Here is a 16982-nt window from a genome sequence, read left to right on the forward strand (position 1 = left end):
TTAATGTTGCGTCGGTAATTCAAACCACATTGCTTCAAGCGTTGATATTGCTTCAATCTTAAGTGTTTCAGACGGCTCTACTGAAAACGCATCTCCAGCGGCAAACTTTTCACCATCTACGGTTAATTCGCCCTTAATAATATGTAAATACCCAAGGTGTTTACCAGAGTCTAATTTGAAAATTTCTTTTTCCTGTAAAACTAAACGAGATAAACTTGCCTCTTGTTGAATTGAAATCGAGCCGTCTTTTCCATTAGCCGTGATCAGCGGAGTTAAAGCGCCTTTTTGTGGGATATTTTTTTGTTCATAGCGAGGTTTAATACCCATTTTATTGGGTTCGATCCAAATCTGAAAAAATTTAACATCTTCTGTATTTGAAGCATTATATTCTGAATGCACAACACCCGTGCCTGCGCTCATACGCTGAATTTCCCCTACTGATACTATATGTTCATTACCTTCGCTGTCTTTATGCTTCAACGAACCTTGAGTAACATAAGAAATAATTTCCATATCGCGATGACTGTGTGCACCAAAACCTTCCCCCGGTGCAACGGTATCGTCATTAATAACACGTAATACAGATACGCCCATGTGTTTTGGATCATAATAATTAGCAAATGAAAAACTATGTTTACTGTCTAACCAGCCATGGTTGGCTACGCCTCTATCCTCAGAATTTCTGATATATTTCATGATGATTTCTCTACTTTAAATTTGTTGTATTCTATCGACCGATGATGAACATCGACCGAGGTAAATTAGTTTTGTTAGGCTTATGTAGTTAATTCAGTGTTTAGCCTAAACGCTGTTTTAATACGTTATCCAGTGCTACCTTGCCTGCGCCACTAAACATCAATGAAACTGATGCCGCTAATAACGCAAGACCAAATTCGTAACCGTTATTGCTCATAAACAAGCCATTGGCAAAATGAACACTAAAGATGGCCACTAACATGGTAATGCTTAGCATCAAAGCCGCTGGACGAACGAGTAAACCAATTAATAATGCGATGCCACCTAAGAATTCCGCACCACCAGCTAATAAAGCCATGTAATACCCAGGTTCTAAACCAATTGATGCCATCCATTGACCCGTTCCTTCTAAACCATAACCACCGAATAAGCCAAATAGTTTTTGCGCGCCATGTGCCATAAAAATGATTGCGATAGGTAATCTCAATGCTAATGTTGAATAACCCGCGTTTGTTGATACTAATTTTTTGATTAATGTAATGTTCATGATATGTCTTCCTAAGCTTGTGGTTAAAGTTCGTTGTATTTGTTCAATGAAGCTATTATATTTAAAGAGAACAATGAATAATAACGGTTAAATTTGACCATTTAGTTCAAAAGGATTGATGTATGAGTTCCCCAATAACATTGGATGCTTTAAAGGTGCTTGATGCCATTGAGCGGAAAAAGAGTTTTGCTGCCGCTGCCGATGAATTATTTCGCGTGCCATCAGCCATTTCCTATACAGTAAATAAACTTGAGGACGATCTGGGTATCGCATTATTTGACCGGAGTAAGCGAAAAGCAGAACTCACGACGGTTGGAAAGATGATCATAGAGCAAGGTCGGCTGATATTAAAAGCCACTGACGAGTTAACGCATATGGCAAAACAATCTGCTGATGGCTGGGAGTCTGAATTACGTATTTGTATCGATAGTGTCTTACTGTTTCAGCCTATTTATACGCTAATTGCACAATTTCAGAAGGAATATCCATGGATTAATATTCGCGTATCTGAAGAAGTTTTTGGTGGTACGTGGGATTCATTGGTGGCTGACCGCTCTGATCTGATTATTGGTGCCACAGGCGATCCATATAATAGTGACTTTGCAGTTCATCCCCTAGGTGACATTGATTTTGTTTTTGCTGTAGCAAATGATCATCCATTAGTTAACGAGCAGCCACCTGTTTCAAATAAAACGATAAAAGAATATCCCTCTATCGTGGTGGCTGATAGCTCACGCAATTTACCAGGTCGTTCGGCTGGTTTACTTGATGGGCAATCACGTATTACGGTACCTACGGTTGAGAAAAAGATAGAGGCTCACTTACTTGGTTTAGGTGTGGGATATTTGCCACTTTTCCGAATTGAAGCGCAACTCGAATCAGGAGAACTAGTTACCATACCACTCGCCAATGATGAGAGTAGAAACAGTGAATTAAGCATGGCTTGGCGAAAAGACAATCAAGGTAAAGCGCTGGCATGGTTTGTTAACAGTATTCAAGAAATGGCTGCTGAGTTAATCGAACCATCGTAAAATAATATAATCACCATTTGTTCACACCTATGTGTTCATGACATTACCTCCATGGAAGGAGGTACATAGGTTTTGTCTGGAACTGAAAAATCCAGTCTATGTGAATAGACTGGATTTTTTATCCATAAAGGATTCAGTTAATACCTAAACTCTTTAGTGATTTATACAAACGCCGCTTTGTTGGCTGCAATAAAATCTTTTAATTGCGTTAATGGACGTCCTAATAATTGTTCTCCATCAGGGCTGACTACTGCCGCCTGATTCGTTGCAAATACTTCAAATAATTCTAACATGCCTTCAGCTTGCCATTGTGGCCAGCCTGTCGATAAAAGTGACTCTAATGTTTGCTCTGGTGTTGGTGAAACATACGCCACGTCTTTACCCGTAACATCAGTAAATACTTTTGCCATGTCTTTACCTGTTAATAGTTCTGGGCCTGTAACATTATAAGCTTTGTTGTCATGTCCTGATGTGGTTAATACATTTGCAGCCATTTCACCAATATCGGCAACATTTAAAGGGGCGAAGTTACCGTCACGAACGCCAAAGTATAAGCCTCCTTGTTTAACACCGTCTGCCCAACCAAAAAAGTTATCTTGGAAGAAAATAGTACGTAGATGAGTCCAATTAAGACCTGATTGCTCTAAATATTTTTCACCTGCTCTAAATTGCTTAGCAAATAAAATCGCTTCATATTCAGCGCCAACAACCGAGTAGAATAAAAATTGCTGAACTGTACCTGCTTGTACTGCTGCATCAATAGCGTTTTTAGCATGTTGCTCCCTTTCTTCAACATTACCCGGTATCATAAATACTTTAGTCACACCTTCATAAGCGGCCGTTAACGTCTCTGGCTTATCAAGGTCAATAATAACGGTTTCGATTGATGGAAATTTTTTCTTTAACTCTGCTGTTTTATCAGCACTACGTACAGCAGCGCGAATTGTATTTTTAGCATCTTGTTTTTTAACTAAAGATTCGATAGTCGCAACACCGTTATTTCCCGCAGCACCAATAATTAAAGTTGTTTGATTGTTCATAATTTTTCTCCAAAGTTTATCTAACATTTAATTCATCCTAAAGGCTGTTCGCCTTTTTTTAAGTAGTATCTAGTTGATGGATGTATCTTAAAATAAAAATGAAATAAAAAATAACGCAACAATTTGACGAATAGATTCAAAATATTTGAAGTTAATGTATAGCTAACGCCCAGCACAACGTCGTAGTAATTTCCGCGTCGACTCATGCTCTGCATTATCTGATGTCGCCAAAGGTTTTGACAGAACTGCCTGCTTGTATAATGGCAACCCTGCTCAGAATGGAACATCACGCCTTTTGGCTTACCTCTGAACTCAAATTAGAGAAAGGCTCGGGCTTGTTCAACACCCGAATAAGGTGTCGGCTGCGCAGCAAGGTAAACGGTCAACGACTATTGATGACGATACTTGCGATTCGACTAACACAAAGACTTCAAGATTATTAAAGGATGGTATTTCTAAGAGAGGCTAAAACTAAATTGAGCATTTACGGTATCACGTTCAAAGGCGTTGTAATCCCACTTATTTAGGCTTTTCTTCGTGAACAAGCATGTCCATGAATTTTTCAAACCGCCTTAGTCTGGTTTCGGGTTTCTTCGCACTTATCAATCCGTACGCGATAACATAACGGCTCGATTTATTGAGCGTTTCAAAAAACTGTTTTACTATCGGCTGATTTTCTAGTGCTGCAATGAAATCTGCGGGCACTTCCATTTCACTTACCACATAGGCGTTTTCCCAACGACCGTCAGCTTTTGCGGCATGAACATGCACAAATCCAGATGCCTGCATTCGGTCTGCGTTTATCAAACGTTCGACATGCTCTGTATTCCTTTTGGACCAGTTACTTCGTTTTGTTCTGGGAGTTAAGCGCTGAAGGTAGGCTTGATCATCAATTGACTTTTTCACACCGTCAATCCAGCCCCAGCACAAAACCTCTATCACGACATCATTCCAAGTGACACTTTGGATCCCAGAGTTTTTCTTAAATATCTTTACCCACAACTCACTTTCAATGGCGTGATTCACCTTTAGCCACTTGCAGAGATCTTTCGGTGTTGCAAATGACATGATTCTCAATGGGTCTGGTTCAGGCATCTAATTAGATCCTCTTCGGCATAACGCCGCATTCACTATTAAGGTGTTTCTGGCACTACTTTTTTAGTCCAAAGAATCACGACGAACAACTAAGATGGGACAATCCCCCCACCTCAAAGAACTCAGGCGGTTTCAACCTATAGTATTTATCCTCTAGCTCCTTCGACTGCTCTGCATATGGCTGTGTCATCACATCCTGCAGCTCTCGAATTAAAGAGTAATTACCCGCAGTTGCTTGCTGATAAGCCGGCATAACAAACCACTCTCGCAAAATGTACTTTGGGTTGACGAGCTTCATCTGCCTAGATATTTCCTCACTGGTTCGGGGCGACGTAGCATTCGCGTCACTAGAACTGTTGAGGAGCATTTTCCATTTTTCGAGCCACTCTGCCCAGTACTTGTCCAACTCTTTGCTGTCTGTATCATCCGCCACATCATTGTATAAGTTATCGTATAAGCTATTGTAGAAACTTTTCTTGAGTGGGCCAATGTCGTCGGGTATCGACGACAACTCGCGGAAGAAAATAGTGTAATCGATAGGCGCTTGCATCATCAGTGTTTCTAGCTCGCGGATCAGTTCGTTACAACGTGTCTGGTGAGACTCGGTGTTCAAAGTGCCTGTATCCAGATCTAGATCCAGCCCCAGCTTGGCTGCCCACATCTTGTTCATTTGCGTGTGCATTACTTTCGAAAATCCACTTTGAATCTCGTCGAGCGCTAGCAAATAGTCCTGATTTGATACCAGCAACGGCCGTAACGCCGAACAAAACATGCCGAAGTTGCTTTGCGCTGCGTTTGGTTGGTTCATGAACGAGAAGTGATGACCGCCACCCGTCCAAGGCTGATAATGCGGGTTAAATACATCGCAAAAGCCAAAGGGACCATAATCAAGTGTAAAGCCACCGACTGCGCAGTTGTCGCTGTTGAAGTTACCCTGGCAAAAGCCGACGCGGATCCAGTTCGCCACAAGTGACGTGAGGCGGCTACGAAACTCGCGTGCCAGCAACACCACTTTTTCTGGGGTGGTGAGTTGCCTATCGACAACGTCAGCGTACTCACGATCAATCAAGTGCAGCACAATCTTCTCGAGTTCTTCCATCGCTTTCGGGTGTTCATTTTTACGGGTACGGCGAGCGAAAAGTTCGAGTTGGCCGACGCGGATGAACGACGGTGCGACACGTGTCGAGATGGCGACGGCTTCAGATATAAGCATGTCGGGATTCTCTGAGCGCGAGCCCTGTGAGTACCACGGTCGCTTCACCTTCTCTGTTTTTGAAACGTACAAACTTAAAGACCGTGATGTGGGTACGCCCAGTGCGTGCATGTGTTCCTGAGCCAAGAACTCGCGGATACTAGACCGTAAGACAGCGCGACCGTCTGCGCCGCGACAATATGGCGTGCGACCGCCACCTTTCAGCTGCATTTCCCAGCGTCTACCGTTGATGACGGCCTCAAGCACAGAAATTGCACGACCATCTCCATATCCGTTACCAGTTCGGAACGGGCACTGCTGGATGTATTCAGTACCGTAGATAGAAAGTGCGTACCCACTCGCCCAACCGACCTTGCGCATCGGCTCTGGCACCTGAGAAAGGTCGCCGGAGAACATACGGACGAAATCGGAGGACTCAGCCATACTTTCGGCGAAGCCAAGCTCAGAAAAAAAGTTTTTGCTGTGCGCTACATACTCAGGATCTTTGATTGGAGTAGGATTGACGGGGACATAATGGCCCGTGAATACTTGTCGCGGCGCGTGGTCGGCACCGTTTTCTGTCGCATCAGGATCACAGTTGAGCGTGTCCATGAGTGAATAGTTTGCCAACTTCGCAAGTTCGTTGAGCGTCGCGATGGTCGAGGAGGTTTTCTGAGGCAGTCGATTTGTCATAGTTGTTTATACCAAGGCTCTTAAAGATAAAATTTAATTTTCTTTATACACAACACCTTATCAATTTAAGACTATAAGGTAAACTACCAGCGATCATTTATGCCAATACGTGTGTGCCTCGATTAATTCTGCTAATACAGATACTTCAGGGTTATTAGAGGATGGTATTTCCGAGAGGGATTAAGACTGATTTAATACTTGAACAAGGTGTCTTCTGCGCGACACCCTATCTTATTTTCATTGCACATTGATGACGAACTAAGACTCACTTTTACCACCTTGAATACGTCTTAAATATGTTAAAGCATTCTGTTAGAATAATAGGCTATTGATTAAAGAATACCGAGCCAGCATGTCAGAATTTAAAGAATTTTCACTTTTAGAGTCAATTATTGACCGCGTTAGCCTTAAAGGCTACAAGCAGCCTACTCCGATCCAAAAAGAATGTATCCCAGCGCTTATTAATGGCCATGATCTTCTGGGTATAGCGCAAACGGGAACAGGAAAAACAGCGGCCTTTTCATTGCCTATTATCAATAATTTTGGACGAAATAAAATTGATATCAAAGCTAAGAACACGCGTTCCCTCATACTAACGCCCACGAGAGAGCTTGCCTCGCAAATAATGCAAAACATTGATGACTACGCTGATGGTTTAGGGCTTAAAACTAAGGTGGTTTATGGTGGTGTAGGAAGACAAGAGCAAGTTGACTCTATCGCACTTGGACTTGATATTTTAGTCGCCACCCCTGGCAGGTTATTGGATTTAATTAAAACGGGCGATATAGATTTTAACGCGTTAGAAGTATTCGTGTTAGATGAAGCAGATACAATGTTGGATATGGGGTTCTTTAAGGATGTTCAACGCATCATATCTAAACTGCCAAAGCACCGACAAACGCTATTGTTTTCAGCGACTATGCCTGCTGAAATAGAGATACTTGCACAAGCAATATTAACGAACCCAATAAAAGTTCAAATTACGGCTGAAACGGTTACAGTCGACTTGATTAATCAAAGTGTATACCATCTTGAAAAATCGAATAAAGTACCTTTGCTGTTTGATATCCTGAAAGAATCTGACTGTAAAAAAGTGCTCATCTTTTGTAAAACAAAGCCTGGCGCTGACATCATTGTTGACGCTCTAGAAGAAGCATCAATAACTGCCGCTAGCCTTCACAGTGGTAAAACACAAGCAGCGAGAGAGAGCGCATTACAACAGTTTAAAGATACTAACTTAAGAGTGTTAGTGGCGACTGATGTGGCTGCTCGTGGCATTGATGTTGATAATATTACTTTAGTCATTAACTATAACCTGCCTGAAGATCCAAGAAACTACATACACCGTATAGGGCGAACAGCTCGAGCAGGGAAAAGTGGCATGGCTATTTCATTTGCTGTCGAAAATGATATAACGCTATTAAAGAGTATTGAAAAAAGCATAGGGCAAGTCATCCCTGTTATTACAGAACAGCCTTTCCATAAAGAATTTGCAGAAGCGCCTAAAAAAGCCAAGAAAAAGGTTACAAAAAGAAATAGAAGGTAGGATATAGATGTCGGTCAACGAGCATTGATTGAGTAAGGTGTCTTCTGCGCGACACCTTACCTTATTTTCATACGATAACTACAGTTTGTACCGGAACCCAGCCTTTCTGACCATGAGTATTGACCACAAGAAACCATTCATTTAATTCAGCTAGAACCTTTAACTGTTCATTTATTTCTGTATCAAGTTCAAAGGCGTTGTAATTACACTTGGCTATTCCTTTGGTTTTACATTGGTTCATTGCAATATAATCAACTGGTGCCCAGCCTTCATTTCCATCTCTAGTGGTCGTTCTGATCCAACCAATAAACTCTGTATCAAGATGGCCGAGAATTAGAGATTCACCTTCGTTAAAAGAAATGGGGTTTGGGTAATCTGATTTATGAGCTTCCTTAACTATAACTTTCATTTAATTTCCTTATTTCTGCTATTCACATAACGCCTAAATCAGGTGCGCCATAGGCGACACCTATTCTTATTTTTTAGCTACAAATCGTTCCAGTTACTTAGTCCATTTTTCGAAGAACTATATTTATAATATAAAGCCATAAATAGACCATAAAAAAAACCAGCAATTAAACTATTAGCCACAGCTTGATCAGTAGAAATCTGTTGCTCACTCCAGATAGTAAACCACATTAACAATCCCCATACAGAACCAAACCAAATTGAAGACGATATGAAATTAATCACAAATGAGCTGTAATGAGATGGGCGTACACTAAAACCTAATTTCCTTAATAATTTAAAAATAGGCGGATTAGAATTAGACTTCCATATTTCAGTCTTTGACAATTCAGCTTGCGCACTCTCTAGTTTAGAAATATATGACACGCGATGACTCCTTGTAGCTAACGCCATTTTAAGCTGTAAATGACCCGCTTGAAAATATTTGTTAGCTCTTGATCTGTTTCTTTAGCATAATGCTGAACAAGTAATTATTGATACCGCCAATAACCACAGGTTCCCCACTTTGCAACATAATAACTGTATTTAAGTTTTGACTTGCTTTGCGAGCTTTAGCTTCTCTTATGACTACAACATCCACTAAATAGCAAGTATCTTGCTTTGTAACTGTACCTGAAAACTCTACAGTTTCCTTGTCCGTATCATGGATCCCTTCAAACACATTGTCTTCTTGAATTACCGCTGAAATCGATGACTCACCATAAGTTAGAACAACTTCGTTTGGCTCAATAGAGTAATTTGATGAACACCCAATCATGAGAGAACACATTGCGAGTATAAATTTTAATTTAATTTTCATTTTCCAAATTCTAAAAGTTACGTAAAAAAGGCTAACGCTACAACAACGGCGCTTTGGATTGGCAGTTTTTTTACCCTACCGGCCATACGAGCCAATAGCATCACCATGTTGTGGTGCCGAATTGGGGCTATCAGTATGAATAATCCACAGCATAAACAATTTGATTGCCGTAAGTCGGCGACGGTCTGCTCGCGTTGGAATATCTTTAGCGCTATTTGTAATGTGGGGAGGAACTTAGCTAACTGTTATTTTTCCCACTTGAACAGCTTGTTATGAGTTTCCACTCTGACAATTCCAACATATTTCAAATGAAGGATCATTCTTCTCTGAGCAATTATTACAAACCCAATCAACATCTGAACCACTACTTTGTGATGCTTTAGCAATTTCGTCTGCACGCTCAAAATCAGAGTCATCAAAAACCCAAATTTCAGGCCAAGAATCAAAAGCAGATATTTCACCGACAGCACCTTGTGAAAATTCATTTTTGATAAATGTATTAATTCCTTGCGCCTCAATGAGGTTCTTTACATTGTTCGCGATAAAGTGATTTTCGTTGGTATATACCATCTTCATGATTGAATACTCATAACGCCGCCATAACACGTGCTGACGACTAATTTTCCAAACCAATTACTCTAAACTAAAAACGCCGAATGTTATAAGCATCGTGTTGATTGCTTTGTTATAACGCAGTTATCAATTTAGACCAATGCTCCAACCAACCTTTTGACGTTACACGGTCACTGAAGATGTCCAAAGAACGTTTCGGATTATGTGTAACTTGTAGATTGAACAATGATTCAAAGCCAAATGCAGAAATACATTCGTATTTATCATTATTTAATTTTCGTATTGCTATCGCCGTTTCTTTTTCTGGCCAATAACTCATTGCGTCGATAATACTTAAATATGGCTTATCACCATTTCTTTTATGCATAATAGCTTGATTACGTACTTCCCAATTTAATTCTGGCATCAATGCTGAAAGCTTAGATTCGATTAACTTGTCGTTTTCAGGGTTAGGTTCAGTTTCATCGAAATAAATAACGTCAACGTCATTCAAAGGTGTTGATACTGATTTTTGGTGCAAGTGATCCCAAACCAAATTTCGAACGAAACCAGCAGCTAAATAACAATGAGGTAAATTGAACTGCTGAACACAATCAAGAGCCTTAACTCTTAATTCATCTTTCTCAATTAATGTGATAATTCTATCCATATCCACCCTGCGTTATAACGCTAAGCTAATCAGTTTACTGCGTCCTAAGCTTTAGCGTCTTGTTATACGCGAATTAGCAAGGAACTCTATAGTAAACATAATCTGAATCCTCGATAAAACCCATCGATTTATAAAGGTTTCTAGCTGTAGTGTTTTTTAAATCAGTTTTCAGCTCTATGCGTATTGCATTAGTCTCATTTGGGCTTCGCCCAAAACCACAAAACTGTCGATATTCTTCAAAAACATCAACGAACTTATCCAAGTGAGCTTGAGTACATTTGACTATATGCATGCTTCTATTCCATTAGTGTATAACGTCGCGTTAAGGTGCGACAAACAAGTGTGCCTTATTGGAGCATTAAGTTGAAATCTAGCTATCTACGGAGCGCTACGAATGAAATTGATTAACGCATCGTTATAAATATCTTGTTCATTAGCAGTGAAGTACGACACCCAAAATACCGGAAACAATACAAGGTGGTTATAGTTGTCTTGGTCTATGTTGTAGCTATAATGCTCACCGCTATTGCGAGTGAATGTATATTTGTACTGACCATACTTAGTGCCCCAACTTGGAATAATACCCAGCGACAGTCCCGTTAGAAACTCTTGCGGCAGCGCGCTTAGTTGCAGCTCGCGTGATACCACAATTGAGAAGTTACTCTCTGCTGTATTTGGCGCAAGTGTAGCTGCGCAGCCAAGTTCCTCTAAGGTATTTAGCGTTGAAGCAATGTAGTTCTGCTTTAAGCTGTTACGCTCTTCATCTGCATGCTCGACATCACCAAACGTATTAGTGTTCGCTTCGCTTTGCAGTGATAAAGTAAATGCGATATCACACGTCGCGACTTGCTTAGATTCAGGCAACTCATCACGTAATTCGTAAGTAATTACAGAGCAGCCACTAAGCAGTAATGTTGATAATAGAAGTAGTTTTGGGAAAATGTGGTTCACTGTCGTTCCTTTTAAGATATCTACGCTTGGATTTAATCCCAAGGTGAAGGCCCACCAAGATCAAACACGTAATTTACTATATAAAAAAGGTGCCAGCTGCGTGACACCTATTTTTATTATATTTGAACCAATAGCTACACAAACATAGCTTTTAACACGGATTCATATTCAGTAGGAATTACACGCATTCCTAAAGCTTTAGTTTTATACCAACTAATAAAATCAGGATCAGTTATTTCTAATGGGGGATCTAATAATTTTAGTTCGCCATCCGCTTCATATTTCACTGTGTTTTTAAAATCAAATGTTCCGAGCCATTTACCACCTGCTTTTCGATAGCATTCAGTACACTTGTAGCTATAAGCGAGTTTGATAATATTTTTTCGACCCACCTTTTCTTTTACAATTACGTAAATATTCGAACCTTCTGATGCCAATTCTGCTTCATTCTTTTTGCTGGTGTACGAGAATGGCACTTTCCGAACTTCTTTATAGATACTTGTTACAGGACCTTGTTCTTCTGGGAGATGCCCTACAATATAAGAACTCATAAATCCTCTCTAAAAATATAACGCCCAAATAACAGGCTAAGTAATGGTTGGTTAAAATTGTGCAGCGATTTAATTTTCTTTATGAACAACACTTTATCAATTTAAGGCTGCAAGGTAAACGGGAAGCGGCCGTTGATGGCGATACTTGTCTATTCGGCGCATTACAGATAGTGCGGGATTATGGCTTTTTACACGGTAATGCCAAGCGGCTACGAATGCGTATTCAAGTCATCTGACTGCATCTGTTTAATTGGAGTACGCCAGAGCTCGTTACAACGAGCACAGCAAAAGCAATCCGTATTGTCCTTGCTGCCAGCATAAAATGAGGTGCATTGGCATTACACGAACGATCTAGCCGAAAGGCGAACATAATAGGAATAATGGCATTAACATTATAGGTTGGAGATATTAAATTTATGGTACAACTAGCTAATTAATTGATAACTAGTCTTGGGTTTAATCCCAAGACGAAGTGCCTACCAAGGTCAAACACGTAATTTACTGTATAAAGAAGGGTTCAGGCTTGTTCAACACCGGAATAAAGTGTCGGCGGCGCGACACCTATTCTTATTTGTTATATTCACTCTATTGAACTGGTTTATCTACATTTTTTATTAATGGACCAACGCACTCTACAAAATCCGTGATATCAAAATTTATAACGTCATCAGTTCCTCCAGTTACAGAAAATTCACCTGTAAAATTAGGAGTATCTGCGGTTTTATCAACACTTGCAGTAATTGATATTTCGTAGTTATGTCCTTCTGGTAACAACTTAGAGCAACTCTCCATTGATTTCTGTGATGTATTGGCTTGAGCGTTGAAACTTAATATACATAAAGCCACTAGAGTCATTCGATTGGTTAATTTAAACATACTAAGATCCTCATTTAAAATATAAACAGCATGTTATGTCGAACATACTCGTAACTTTCTAGATTCAAGCCCAATATCATGTGCCTAAATCACATTGATTGCCGATAGAACATAGCCCGCCCGTTAAGGGGAAATTTAGTGTTGGCTAAAATATTGAACGGAGTGAAAATAACCAACTGTAAATGTTCCCTCTTAAGCGGCTTGTTGAACGAAGCCGCTGCGTGGCAGAGTCTTTGCCCTACCAGTCATACTAGCCAATAGCATCACTATTTGGTGGTGCCTTATTGGAGTATTCTGTATGAATAATTCACAACAGCAACGATTTAATTTTCTTTATGAACAACACTTTATCAATTTAAGATTGCAAGGTAAACGGGAAGCGACCGTTGCTGGCGATACTTGTTCTATTCGACGCATTACAGAGAGTGCGGAATTATGGGTTTTACACGGTAATGCCAAGCGGCTACGAATACGTATTCAAGTCATCTTACTGCATCTATTTAATTGGAGCATGCCTAAGCTCAATGCAACGAGCACAGCAAAAGCAATCCGTATTTGTCCTTGCTGACAGCATGAAATGAGGTGCGTTGGCATTACGCAAACGACCTAGCCGAAAGGCGAAAATAATAGGAATAATAGGAATAATAGGAATAATAGGAATAATAGGGATAATAGGGATAATAGGGATAATAGGGATAATGGCATTAACATGACAGGTTGGAGATATTAAATTTATGGTTCAACTAGCTAGTTAATTGATACATAAAAGGTCTGTTATGTATCTCAATTTCGCTCGTCTTGGGTTTAATCCCAAGACGAAGTGCCCGCCAAGATAAAACACGTTATTTACTATATAAAGAAGGTGTCAGGCTTGTTCAATACCCGAATAAGGTGTCGACTGCACGGCACCTATTCTTATATGTTATGAGTTTTTATCCGCAAAACAGTTTCAGGTGAAAACTTGACCCAATTATTATCTAGGAAGGCATATTGCGTATAGCCAATGACATATACACGATCCAATGAAGATGATTGGAAAACGCGAGTCAAGTGCGATTTATAAGCTTTGGCTTCTTTAAAAAGATCCCAAGTACCAACCTTATGTGCGTAATTTTTGGGACAAATAATAATGCCATAAGAATCATCATGTTCTTGAATCAGTGTTAGCAATTTAACGTAATCAAACCAAATTGTTTTCTTATTACTTTTTTCGATTTCAATGAAGTAAGTATGGCCATTATTCGCATCAAATGCTATGTCTAGTTCACCTACTTTTTCCGAGTTTGTCGTTATTAAACGATCTTTTTTTTGGAAAATTCTTGAGGCAATTTCTGACAGTTTTTGCTCCACTACATGATCGATATTGGAATCAAGTTGACGACTATTAGTCTCCTTGACCGTTATATCGAATACAAGTCCTTCGAGTTTATCTGCGACAAAACTAGAAACACTATCACGCATATCAATTTCAATATCGGCAATTTTGTACATGGATACTCCAAAACTCATAACGCCAACCTAACCAGCGGCGTGCTGACGCAGTTTTTTGCGTCTATTTTGCTAAAAATGCGACACTGTTAGCCGTCTGCTTGAGGTTCTCATTATACCATATTTGACTCTACACCTTGAGCCGCCATAAACCAAAAGTCACCATGCTTTGACCAGTTAAGCTCATAGCTCGACTCTAAGAAGAAGTTTACAGGCTTGCCACCAATTGGTGTGTCAAATTCTTTGGCACTAAATTTGGTTCCATGTGAGGTATCATAATCCCAGCACTTGGCGTCCTTTTTTACAGGATGTACTAATCTTTTCATATCATTCATTACAAGAGCAATAGCTTCATTAGCATGATTTTCATTAATGTATTGTTCGAGTAGATAGAAATCTAAATATACATCTTTCATGAAAATGTCTGTTGCTCCTCGCGGTTTTCCTGATGAAGCAAGAGTTTTATAGCACTTCATTTCGATTGCTATTGAGTATTTTTCGCTGCCCGATGAACCACGAAACATTAAGTCAATTTCTCTAGTTCCGTCGCCAATTTTCACACCAGTTTCTAGTTCTACTTCAAATGATTCATTTTTATGAATTGTTATTAATGGGATTATCTGCTTTAACAAGTATGCGTATTGAAGCTGCATTGATGCTTCTTTATTAACTAAAATCAGGCCGCTACCCACCTTTCGGGAAAACATTTCCCAACAGATGGAAACAGCGCCTTTCATGCGTTCGGAGAACTTTGCAGACTCAATTAACGACATATAACTCTCTTGTGGTATAACGCTCACTTAAGCGGACAAAAATAGTTGGCTCAAATTGTGGAGCTAAGGGAAGGTAGCCAACTGTTTTGTTCCGCTTAAAGCTCTTGTTGAACGAAGCCGCTACGCGGCAGAGTAAATAAGCCATTGTTCATACTAACCAATAACATGATCATTACGGCGATGCCTTATTGAAGTATTCAGTATGAATTATTCACAACAGCAAAAATTTAATTTTCTTTATGAACAACACTTTATCAATTTAAGACTACAAGGTAAACGGGAAGCGACCGTTGATGGCTATACTTGTTCTATTCAACACATTACAGAGAGTGCCTGATTATGCTTTCTTACACGGTAATACCAAGTGACTGCTACTGCGTATTCAAATCTTATTACTGCATCTGTTTAATTGGAGTATGCCTGAGCTCGTTGCTACGAGCACAAAAAGCAATCCGTATTTGTCCTTGCTGCCAGCATGAAATTAGGTGCGTTGGCATTACACGATCGACCTAGCCGAAAGGCGAACATAATAGGAATAACGGCATTAACATTACAGATTGGAGATATTAAATTTATGGTACAACTACCTAGTTAATTGATAAATAACAGGTCTGTTATTTATCTCTATTTTGCTCGTCTTGAGTTTAATCCCAAGACTAAGTACCCATCAAGATCAAACACGTAATTTACTATATGAAGAAGGGTTCAGGCTTGTTCAACCCCGAATAGGTGTCTGCTGCGCGACACCTATTCTTATTTTTTATAAATTCAGACGTCGGACTAATTAGTTAGACGTAAAGGTTGAACAGCCTCTACTAACGTAGGAAGACGTTCTTTCTCGATATCACCTTTTTTAACTTTACCCATCAGATACTTACCAAACTTTTCCGTCAAGTAAACATCATTAAACCATTTTAAAAATTCAGGTAGTGCCTCTGTTGGGTAAGCATTAACCATAGGGTCTCTTTGAGGATATGAATCAGGAAACTTATGAGTAATTTTTATTCTATCACCATATTGGGATTCTAATTTATTGCTAGTCCAATATTTCCCCCATGTTATTCCAACACTTCCATCAACCATGGTTCTCTCGTCAACAATAATATTGTGTTTGACAAAGTTCGCAATAATACTTGTAGATTGAGAGAATGTAGTAAAATACCCAACAGGATCAGCATTATATAAAATTCGTTCTTTTAGCAAATTCCAGCAACGATCTTTTATTCCATCAAAATCAAAATCTAGTCGACCATAAATATATTTTCTTAAACCGAATGCTGCGGCATGTTCGAAATTAGCTATAGCTATAGAATTATCTTCTAACTTGGCATGTAGTGCATAATATTGAAGAACTGATACGCATATAGGCTCTGGGACAGCATGAATTATAGGGAATAGTTTATTACTTGTTTCGATTACTGCATACATTGAATTCGGAGGGGCTTTGCCATTTGTAACTCGGTCAAAGGTCTATAAAATCTTTTTACCACGAGTTTTGGTGAATAGAGTGCCTTCTATCCATTCTTTTGCTAACGTTTGAATTACCGAATGACTCACACCACAAAACCGCGATAAGCCTCGTAATGACATATATGTTTCACCTGTTGGCAAAACCCCCATTTGTATATTATCAACCTCTTGATGCTTCAACGGGTTAATATTTAAAGTAAGTTCAGTTTGGCTCATTTTACTCTCCTAGCTAGTGATTACTTTATTAAAACTCATTATACTGACGTCCAATAAAGTTCTTTCAACGCCAATCAAAAAACAAACTCTAACATATAAAACCAATCTTTAAAAATCAATACTTTACAAACGCATCGCCAGTGTAAGTATCCAACTATAGGTATATGCATTTTCAAACAACCAAGCAATAAACATGCCCTAAATAAATTATTAAAACGTATATGTACGACACTCAAAAAAACGAAAAACAACTTAAATAACCCAAGGATATATAACCCACAACTTAAATCATTTAAAATCAACCACTTAAACCTTAACAGTTAAATTA

The 16982-nt window shown here is 39.4% G+C and carries 21 protein-coding genes and 1 pseudogene; 4 read left to right on the plus strand and 18 right to left on the minus strand.

Annotated features, from left to right (window positions below; translation table 11 throughout):
* Both CXF93_RS12065 and CXF93_RS12070 read right to left on the minus strand, forming a co-directional pair.
* The gene (locus CXF93_RS12065; RefSeq protein WP_101062748.1) at positions 1-696 is read right to left on the minus strand and encodes a pirin family protein; all 696 of its coding nucleotides are present in this window, start codon (positions 694-696) and stop codon (positions 1-3) included.
* 100 nt (positions 697-796) lie between these two features.
* On the minus strand, positions 797-1243 hold the full coding sequence (locus tag CXF93_RS12070) for a DoxX family protein (protein WP_101062749.1): 447 nt from the start codon (positions 1241-1243) through the stop codon (positions 797-799).
* A gap of 122 nt (positions 1244-1365) precedes the next feature.
* Between CXF93_RS12070 and CXF93_RS12075 the strand changes: the two genes are divergently transcribed.
* Positions 1366-2274 (plus strand): LysR substrate-binding domain-containing protein, encoded by a 909-nt coding sequence (locus tag CXF93_RS12075; protein WP_101062750.1) that lies wholly within the window; start codon positions 1366-1368, stop codon positions 2272-2274.
* 161 nt (positions 2275-2435) lie between these two features.
* Here the strand turns inward: CXF93_RS12075 and CXF93_RS12080 are convergent, their stop codons facing one another.
* The 4 genes and pseudogenes from CXF93_RS12080 to CXF93_RS12095 form a co-directional block, all read right to left on the minus strand.
* Complete coding sequence (locus CXF93_RS12080) at positions 2436-3314, minus strand: SDR family oxidoreductase (RefSeq protein ID WP_101063346.1); 879 nt, start codon at positions 3312-3314, stop codon at positions 2436-2438.
* A gap of 179 nt (positions 3315-3493) precedes the next feature.
* A pseudogene (locus CXF93_RS12085) lies at positions 3494-3631 on the minus strand (IS3 family transposase); the annotation flags it as partial.
* Between the two features lie 202 nt (positions 3632-3833).
* Positions 3834-4409 (minus strand): YdeI family protein, encoded by a 576-nt coding sequence (locus tag CXF93_RS12090; RefSeq protein WP_101062751.1) that lies wholly within the window; start codon positions 4407-4409, stop codon positions 3834-3836.
* A gap of 76 nt (positions 4410-4485) precedes the next feature.
* A complete protein-coding gene (locus CXF93_RS12095; RefSeq protein WP_101062752.1) occupies positions 4486-6294 on the minus strand; it encodes a YdiU family protein in 1809 nt (602 codons plus the stop codon).
* Between the two features lie 352 nt (positions 6295-6646).
* On the opposite strand from CXF93_RS12095, the gene CXF93_RS12100 reads away from it, so the two are divergent.
* Positions 6647-7840, plus strand: a complete 1194-nt coding sequence (locus CXF93_RS12100; RefSeq protein WP_101062753.1) for a DEAD/DEAH box helicase — start codon at positions 6647-6649, stop codon at positions 7838-7840.
* A gap of 67 nt (positions 7841-7907) precedes the next feature.
* Here the strand turns inward: CXF93_RS12100 and CXF93_RS12105 are convergent, their stop codons facing one another.
* The 7 genes from CXF93_RS12105 to CXF93_RS12140 all read right to left on the minus strand — a co-directional run bounded on the left by CXF93_RS12105 (position 7908) and on the right by CXF93_RS12140 (position 11831).
* Positions 7908-8249 (minus strand): hypothetical protein, encoded by a 342-nt coding sequence (locus CXF93_RS12105; protein WP_101062754.1) that lies wholly within the window; start codon positions 8247-8249, stop codon positions 7908-7910.
* Positions 8250-8326: 77 nt separating this feature from the next.
* Positions 8327-8674 carry a DUF6404 family protein gene (locus tag CXF93_RS12110; RefSeq protein ID WP_101062755.1) on the minus strand — a complete coding sequence of 116 codons (348 nt, stop codon included), beginning with the start codon at positions 8672-8674 and terminating at the stop codon, positions 8327-8329.
* A 61-nt stretch (positions 8675-8735) separates the two neighbouring features.
* On the minus strand, positions 8736-9107 hold the full coding sequence (locus tag CXF93_RS12115; RefSeq protein WP_101062756.1) for a hypothetical protein: 372 nt from the start codon (positions 9105-9107) through the stop codon (positions 8736-8738).
* A 270-nt stretch (positions 9108-9377) separates the two neighbouring features.
* Positions 9378-9683 carry a DUF2007 domain-containing protein gene (locus CXF93_RS12120; protein WP_101062757.1) on the minus strand — a complete coding sequence of 102 codons (306 nt, stop codon included), beginning with the start codon at positions 9681-9683 and terminating at the stop codon, positions 9378-9380.
* 109 nt (positions 9684-9792) lie between these two features.
* On the minus strand, positions 9793-10329 hold the full coding sequence (locus CXF93_RS12125) for a nucleotidyltransferase family protein (protein ID WP_101062758.1): 537 nt from the start codon (positions 10327-10329) through the stop codon (positions 9793-9795).
* Between the two features lie 378 nt (positions 10330-10707).
* Positions 10708-11280, minus strand: a complete 573-nt coding sequence (locus CXF93_RS12135) for a hypothetical protein (protein ID WP_101062760.1) — start codon at positions 11278-11280, stop codon at positions 10708-10710.
* A 134-nt stretch (positions 11281-11414) separates the two neighbouring features.
* Positions 11415-11831, minus strand: coding sequence for a hypothetical protein (locus CXF93_RS12140; RefSeq protein ID WP_101062761.1), 417 nt, complete (start codon positions 11829-11831; stop codon positions 11415-11417).
* 59 nt (positions 11832-11890) lie between these two features.
* On the opposite strand from CXF93_RS12140, the gene CXF93_RS22280 reads away from it, so the two are divergent.
* Complete coding sequence (locus tag CXF93_RS22280) at positions 11891-12067, plus strand: hypothetical protein (RefSeq protein ID WP_232784189.1); 177 nt, start codon at positions 11891-11893, stop codon at positions 12065-12067.
* A 349-nt stretch (positions 12068-12416) separates the two neighbouring features.
* Here the strand turns inward: CXF93_RS22280 and CXF93_RS12150 are convergent, their stop codons facing one another.
* Positions 12417-12707, minus strand: a complete 291-nt coding sequence (locus tag CXF93_RS12150; RefSeq protein WP_101062762.1) for a hypothetical protein — start codon at positions 12705-12707, stop codon at positions 12417-12419.
* Positions 12708-13005: 298 nt separating this feature from the next.
* Here CXF93_RS12150 and CXF93_RS22285 point away from each other — a divergent pair, with 298 nt between their 5' ends.
* The gene (locus tag CXF93_RS22285; RefSeq protein ID WP_232784190.1) at positions 13006-13275 is read left to right on the plus strand and encodes a hypothetical protein; all 270 of its coding nucleotides are present in this window, start codon (positions 13006-13008) and stop codon (positions 13273-13275) included.
* A 347-nt stretch (positions 13276-13622) separates the two neighbouring features.
* On the opposite strand, the gene CXF93_RS12165 is transcribed toward CXF93_RS22285, so the two are convergent.
* The 4 genes from CXF93_RS12165 to CXF93_RS12185 form a co-directional block, all read right to left on the minus strand.
* Positions 13623-14198, minus strand: coding sequence for a hypothetical protein (locus tag CXF93_RS12165; protein WP_101062763.1), 576 nt, complete (start codon positions 14196-14198; stop codon positions 13623-13625).
* A 110-nt stretch (positions 14199-14308) separates the two neighbouring features.
* On the minus strand, positions 14309-14968 hold the full coding sequence (locus CXF93_RS12170; protein WP_101062764.1) for a hypothetical protein: 660 nt from the start codon (positions 14966-14968) through the stop codon (positions 14309-14311).
* 780 nt (positions 14969-15748) lie between these two features.
* A complete protein-coding gene (locus CXF93_RS12180; RefSeq protein ID WP_101062765.1) occupies positions 15749-16396 on the minus strand; it encodes a hypothetical protein in 648 nt (215 codons plus the stop codon).
* Positions 16397-16438: 42 nt separating this feature from the next.
* A complete protein-coding gene (locus tag CXF93_RS12185; RefSeq protein WP_101062766.1) occupies positions 16439-16654 on the minus strand; it encodes a hypothetical protein in 216 nt (71 codons plus the stop codon).
* Positions 16655-16982 lie beyond the last annotated feature (328 nt).

The sequence above is a fragment of the Moritella sp. Urea-trap-13 genome, from assembly GCF_002836355.1.
Taxonomy (GTDB): Bacteria; Pseudomonadota; Gammaproteobacteria; order Enterobacterales; family Moritellaceae; genus Moritella.

Coding starts and splice junctions, on each gene's coding strand:
- CXF93_RS12100 (WP_101062753.1), top strand. CDS start 6,647: ATGTCAGAATTTAAAGAATTTTCACTTTTAGAGTCAATTATTGACCGC.
- CXF93_RS12075 (WP_101062750.1), top strand. CDS start 1,366: ATGAGTTCCCCAATAACATTGGATGCTTTAAAGGTGCTTGATGCCATT.
- CXF93_RS12150 (WP_101062762.1), bottom strand. CDS start 12,707: ATGTTTAAATTAACCAATCGAATGACTCTAGTGGCTTTATGTATATTA.
- CXF93_RS12165 (WP_101062763.1), bottom strand. CDS start 14,198: ATGTACAAAATTGCCGATATTGAAATTGATATGCGTGATAGTGTTTCT.
- CXF93_RS22285 (WP_232784190.1), top strand. CDS start 13,006: ATGAATAATTCACAACAGCAACGATTTAATTTTCTTTATGAACAACAC.
- CXF93_RS12080 (WP_101063346.1), bottom strand. CDS start 3,314: ATGAACAATCAAACAACTTTAATTATTGGTGCTGCGGGAAATAACGGT.
- CXF93_RS12115 (WP_101062756.1), bottom strand. CDS start 9,107: ATGAAAATTAAATTAAAATTTATACTCGCAATGTGTTCTCTCATGATT.
- CXF93_RS12140 (WP_101062761.1), bottom strand. CDS start 11,831: ATGAGTTCTTATATTGTAGGGCATCTCCCAGAAGAACAAGGTCCTGTA.
- CXF93_RS12170 (WP_101062764.1), bottom strand. CDS start 14,968: ATGTCGTTAATTGAGTCTGCAAAGTTCTCCGAACGCATGAAAGGCGCT.
- CXF93_RS12070 (WP_101062749.1), bottom strand. CDS start 1,243: ATGAACATTACATTAATCAAAAAATTAGTATCAACAAACGCGGGTTAT.
- CXF93_RS12095 (WP_101062752.1), bottom strand. CDS start 6,294: ATGACAAATCGACTGCCTCAGAAAACCTCCTCGACCATCGCGACGCTC.
- CXF93_RS12105 (WP_101062754.1), bottom strand. CDS start 8,249: ATGAAAGTTATAGTTAAGGAAGCTCATAAATCAGATTACCCAAACCCC.
- CXF93_RS12065 (WP_101062748.1), bottom strand. CDS start 696: ATGAAATATATCAGAAATTCTGAGGATAGAGGCGTAGCCAACCATGGC.
- CXF93_RS12120 (WP_101062757.1), bottom strand. CDS start 9,683: ATGAAGATGGTATATACCAACGAAAATCACTTTATCGCGAACAATGTA.
- CXF93_RS12125 (WP_101062758.1), bottom strand. CDS start 10,329: ATGGATAGAATTATCACATTAATTGAGAAAGATGAATTAAGAGTTAAG.
- CXF93_RS12180 (WP_101062765.1), bottom strand. CDS start 16,396: ATGTATGCAGTAATCGAAACAAGTAATAAACTATTCCCTATAATTCAT.
- CXF93_RS12185 (WP_101062766.1), bottom strand. CDS start 16,654: ATGAGCCAAACTGAACTTACTTTAAATATTAACCCGTTGAAGCATCAA.
- CXF93_RS12090 (WP_101062751.1), bottom strand. CDS start 4,409: ATGCCTGAACCAGACCCATTGAGAATCATGTCATTTGCAACACCGAAA.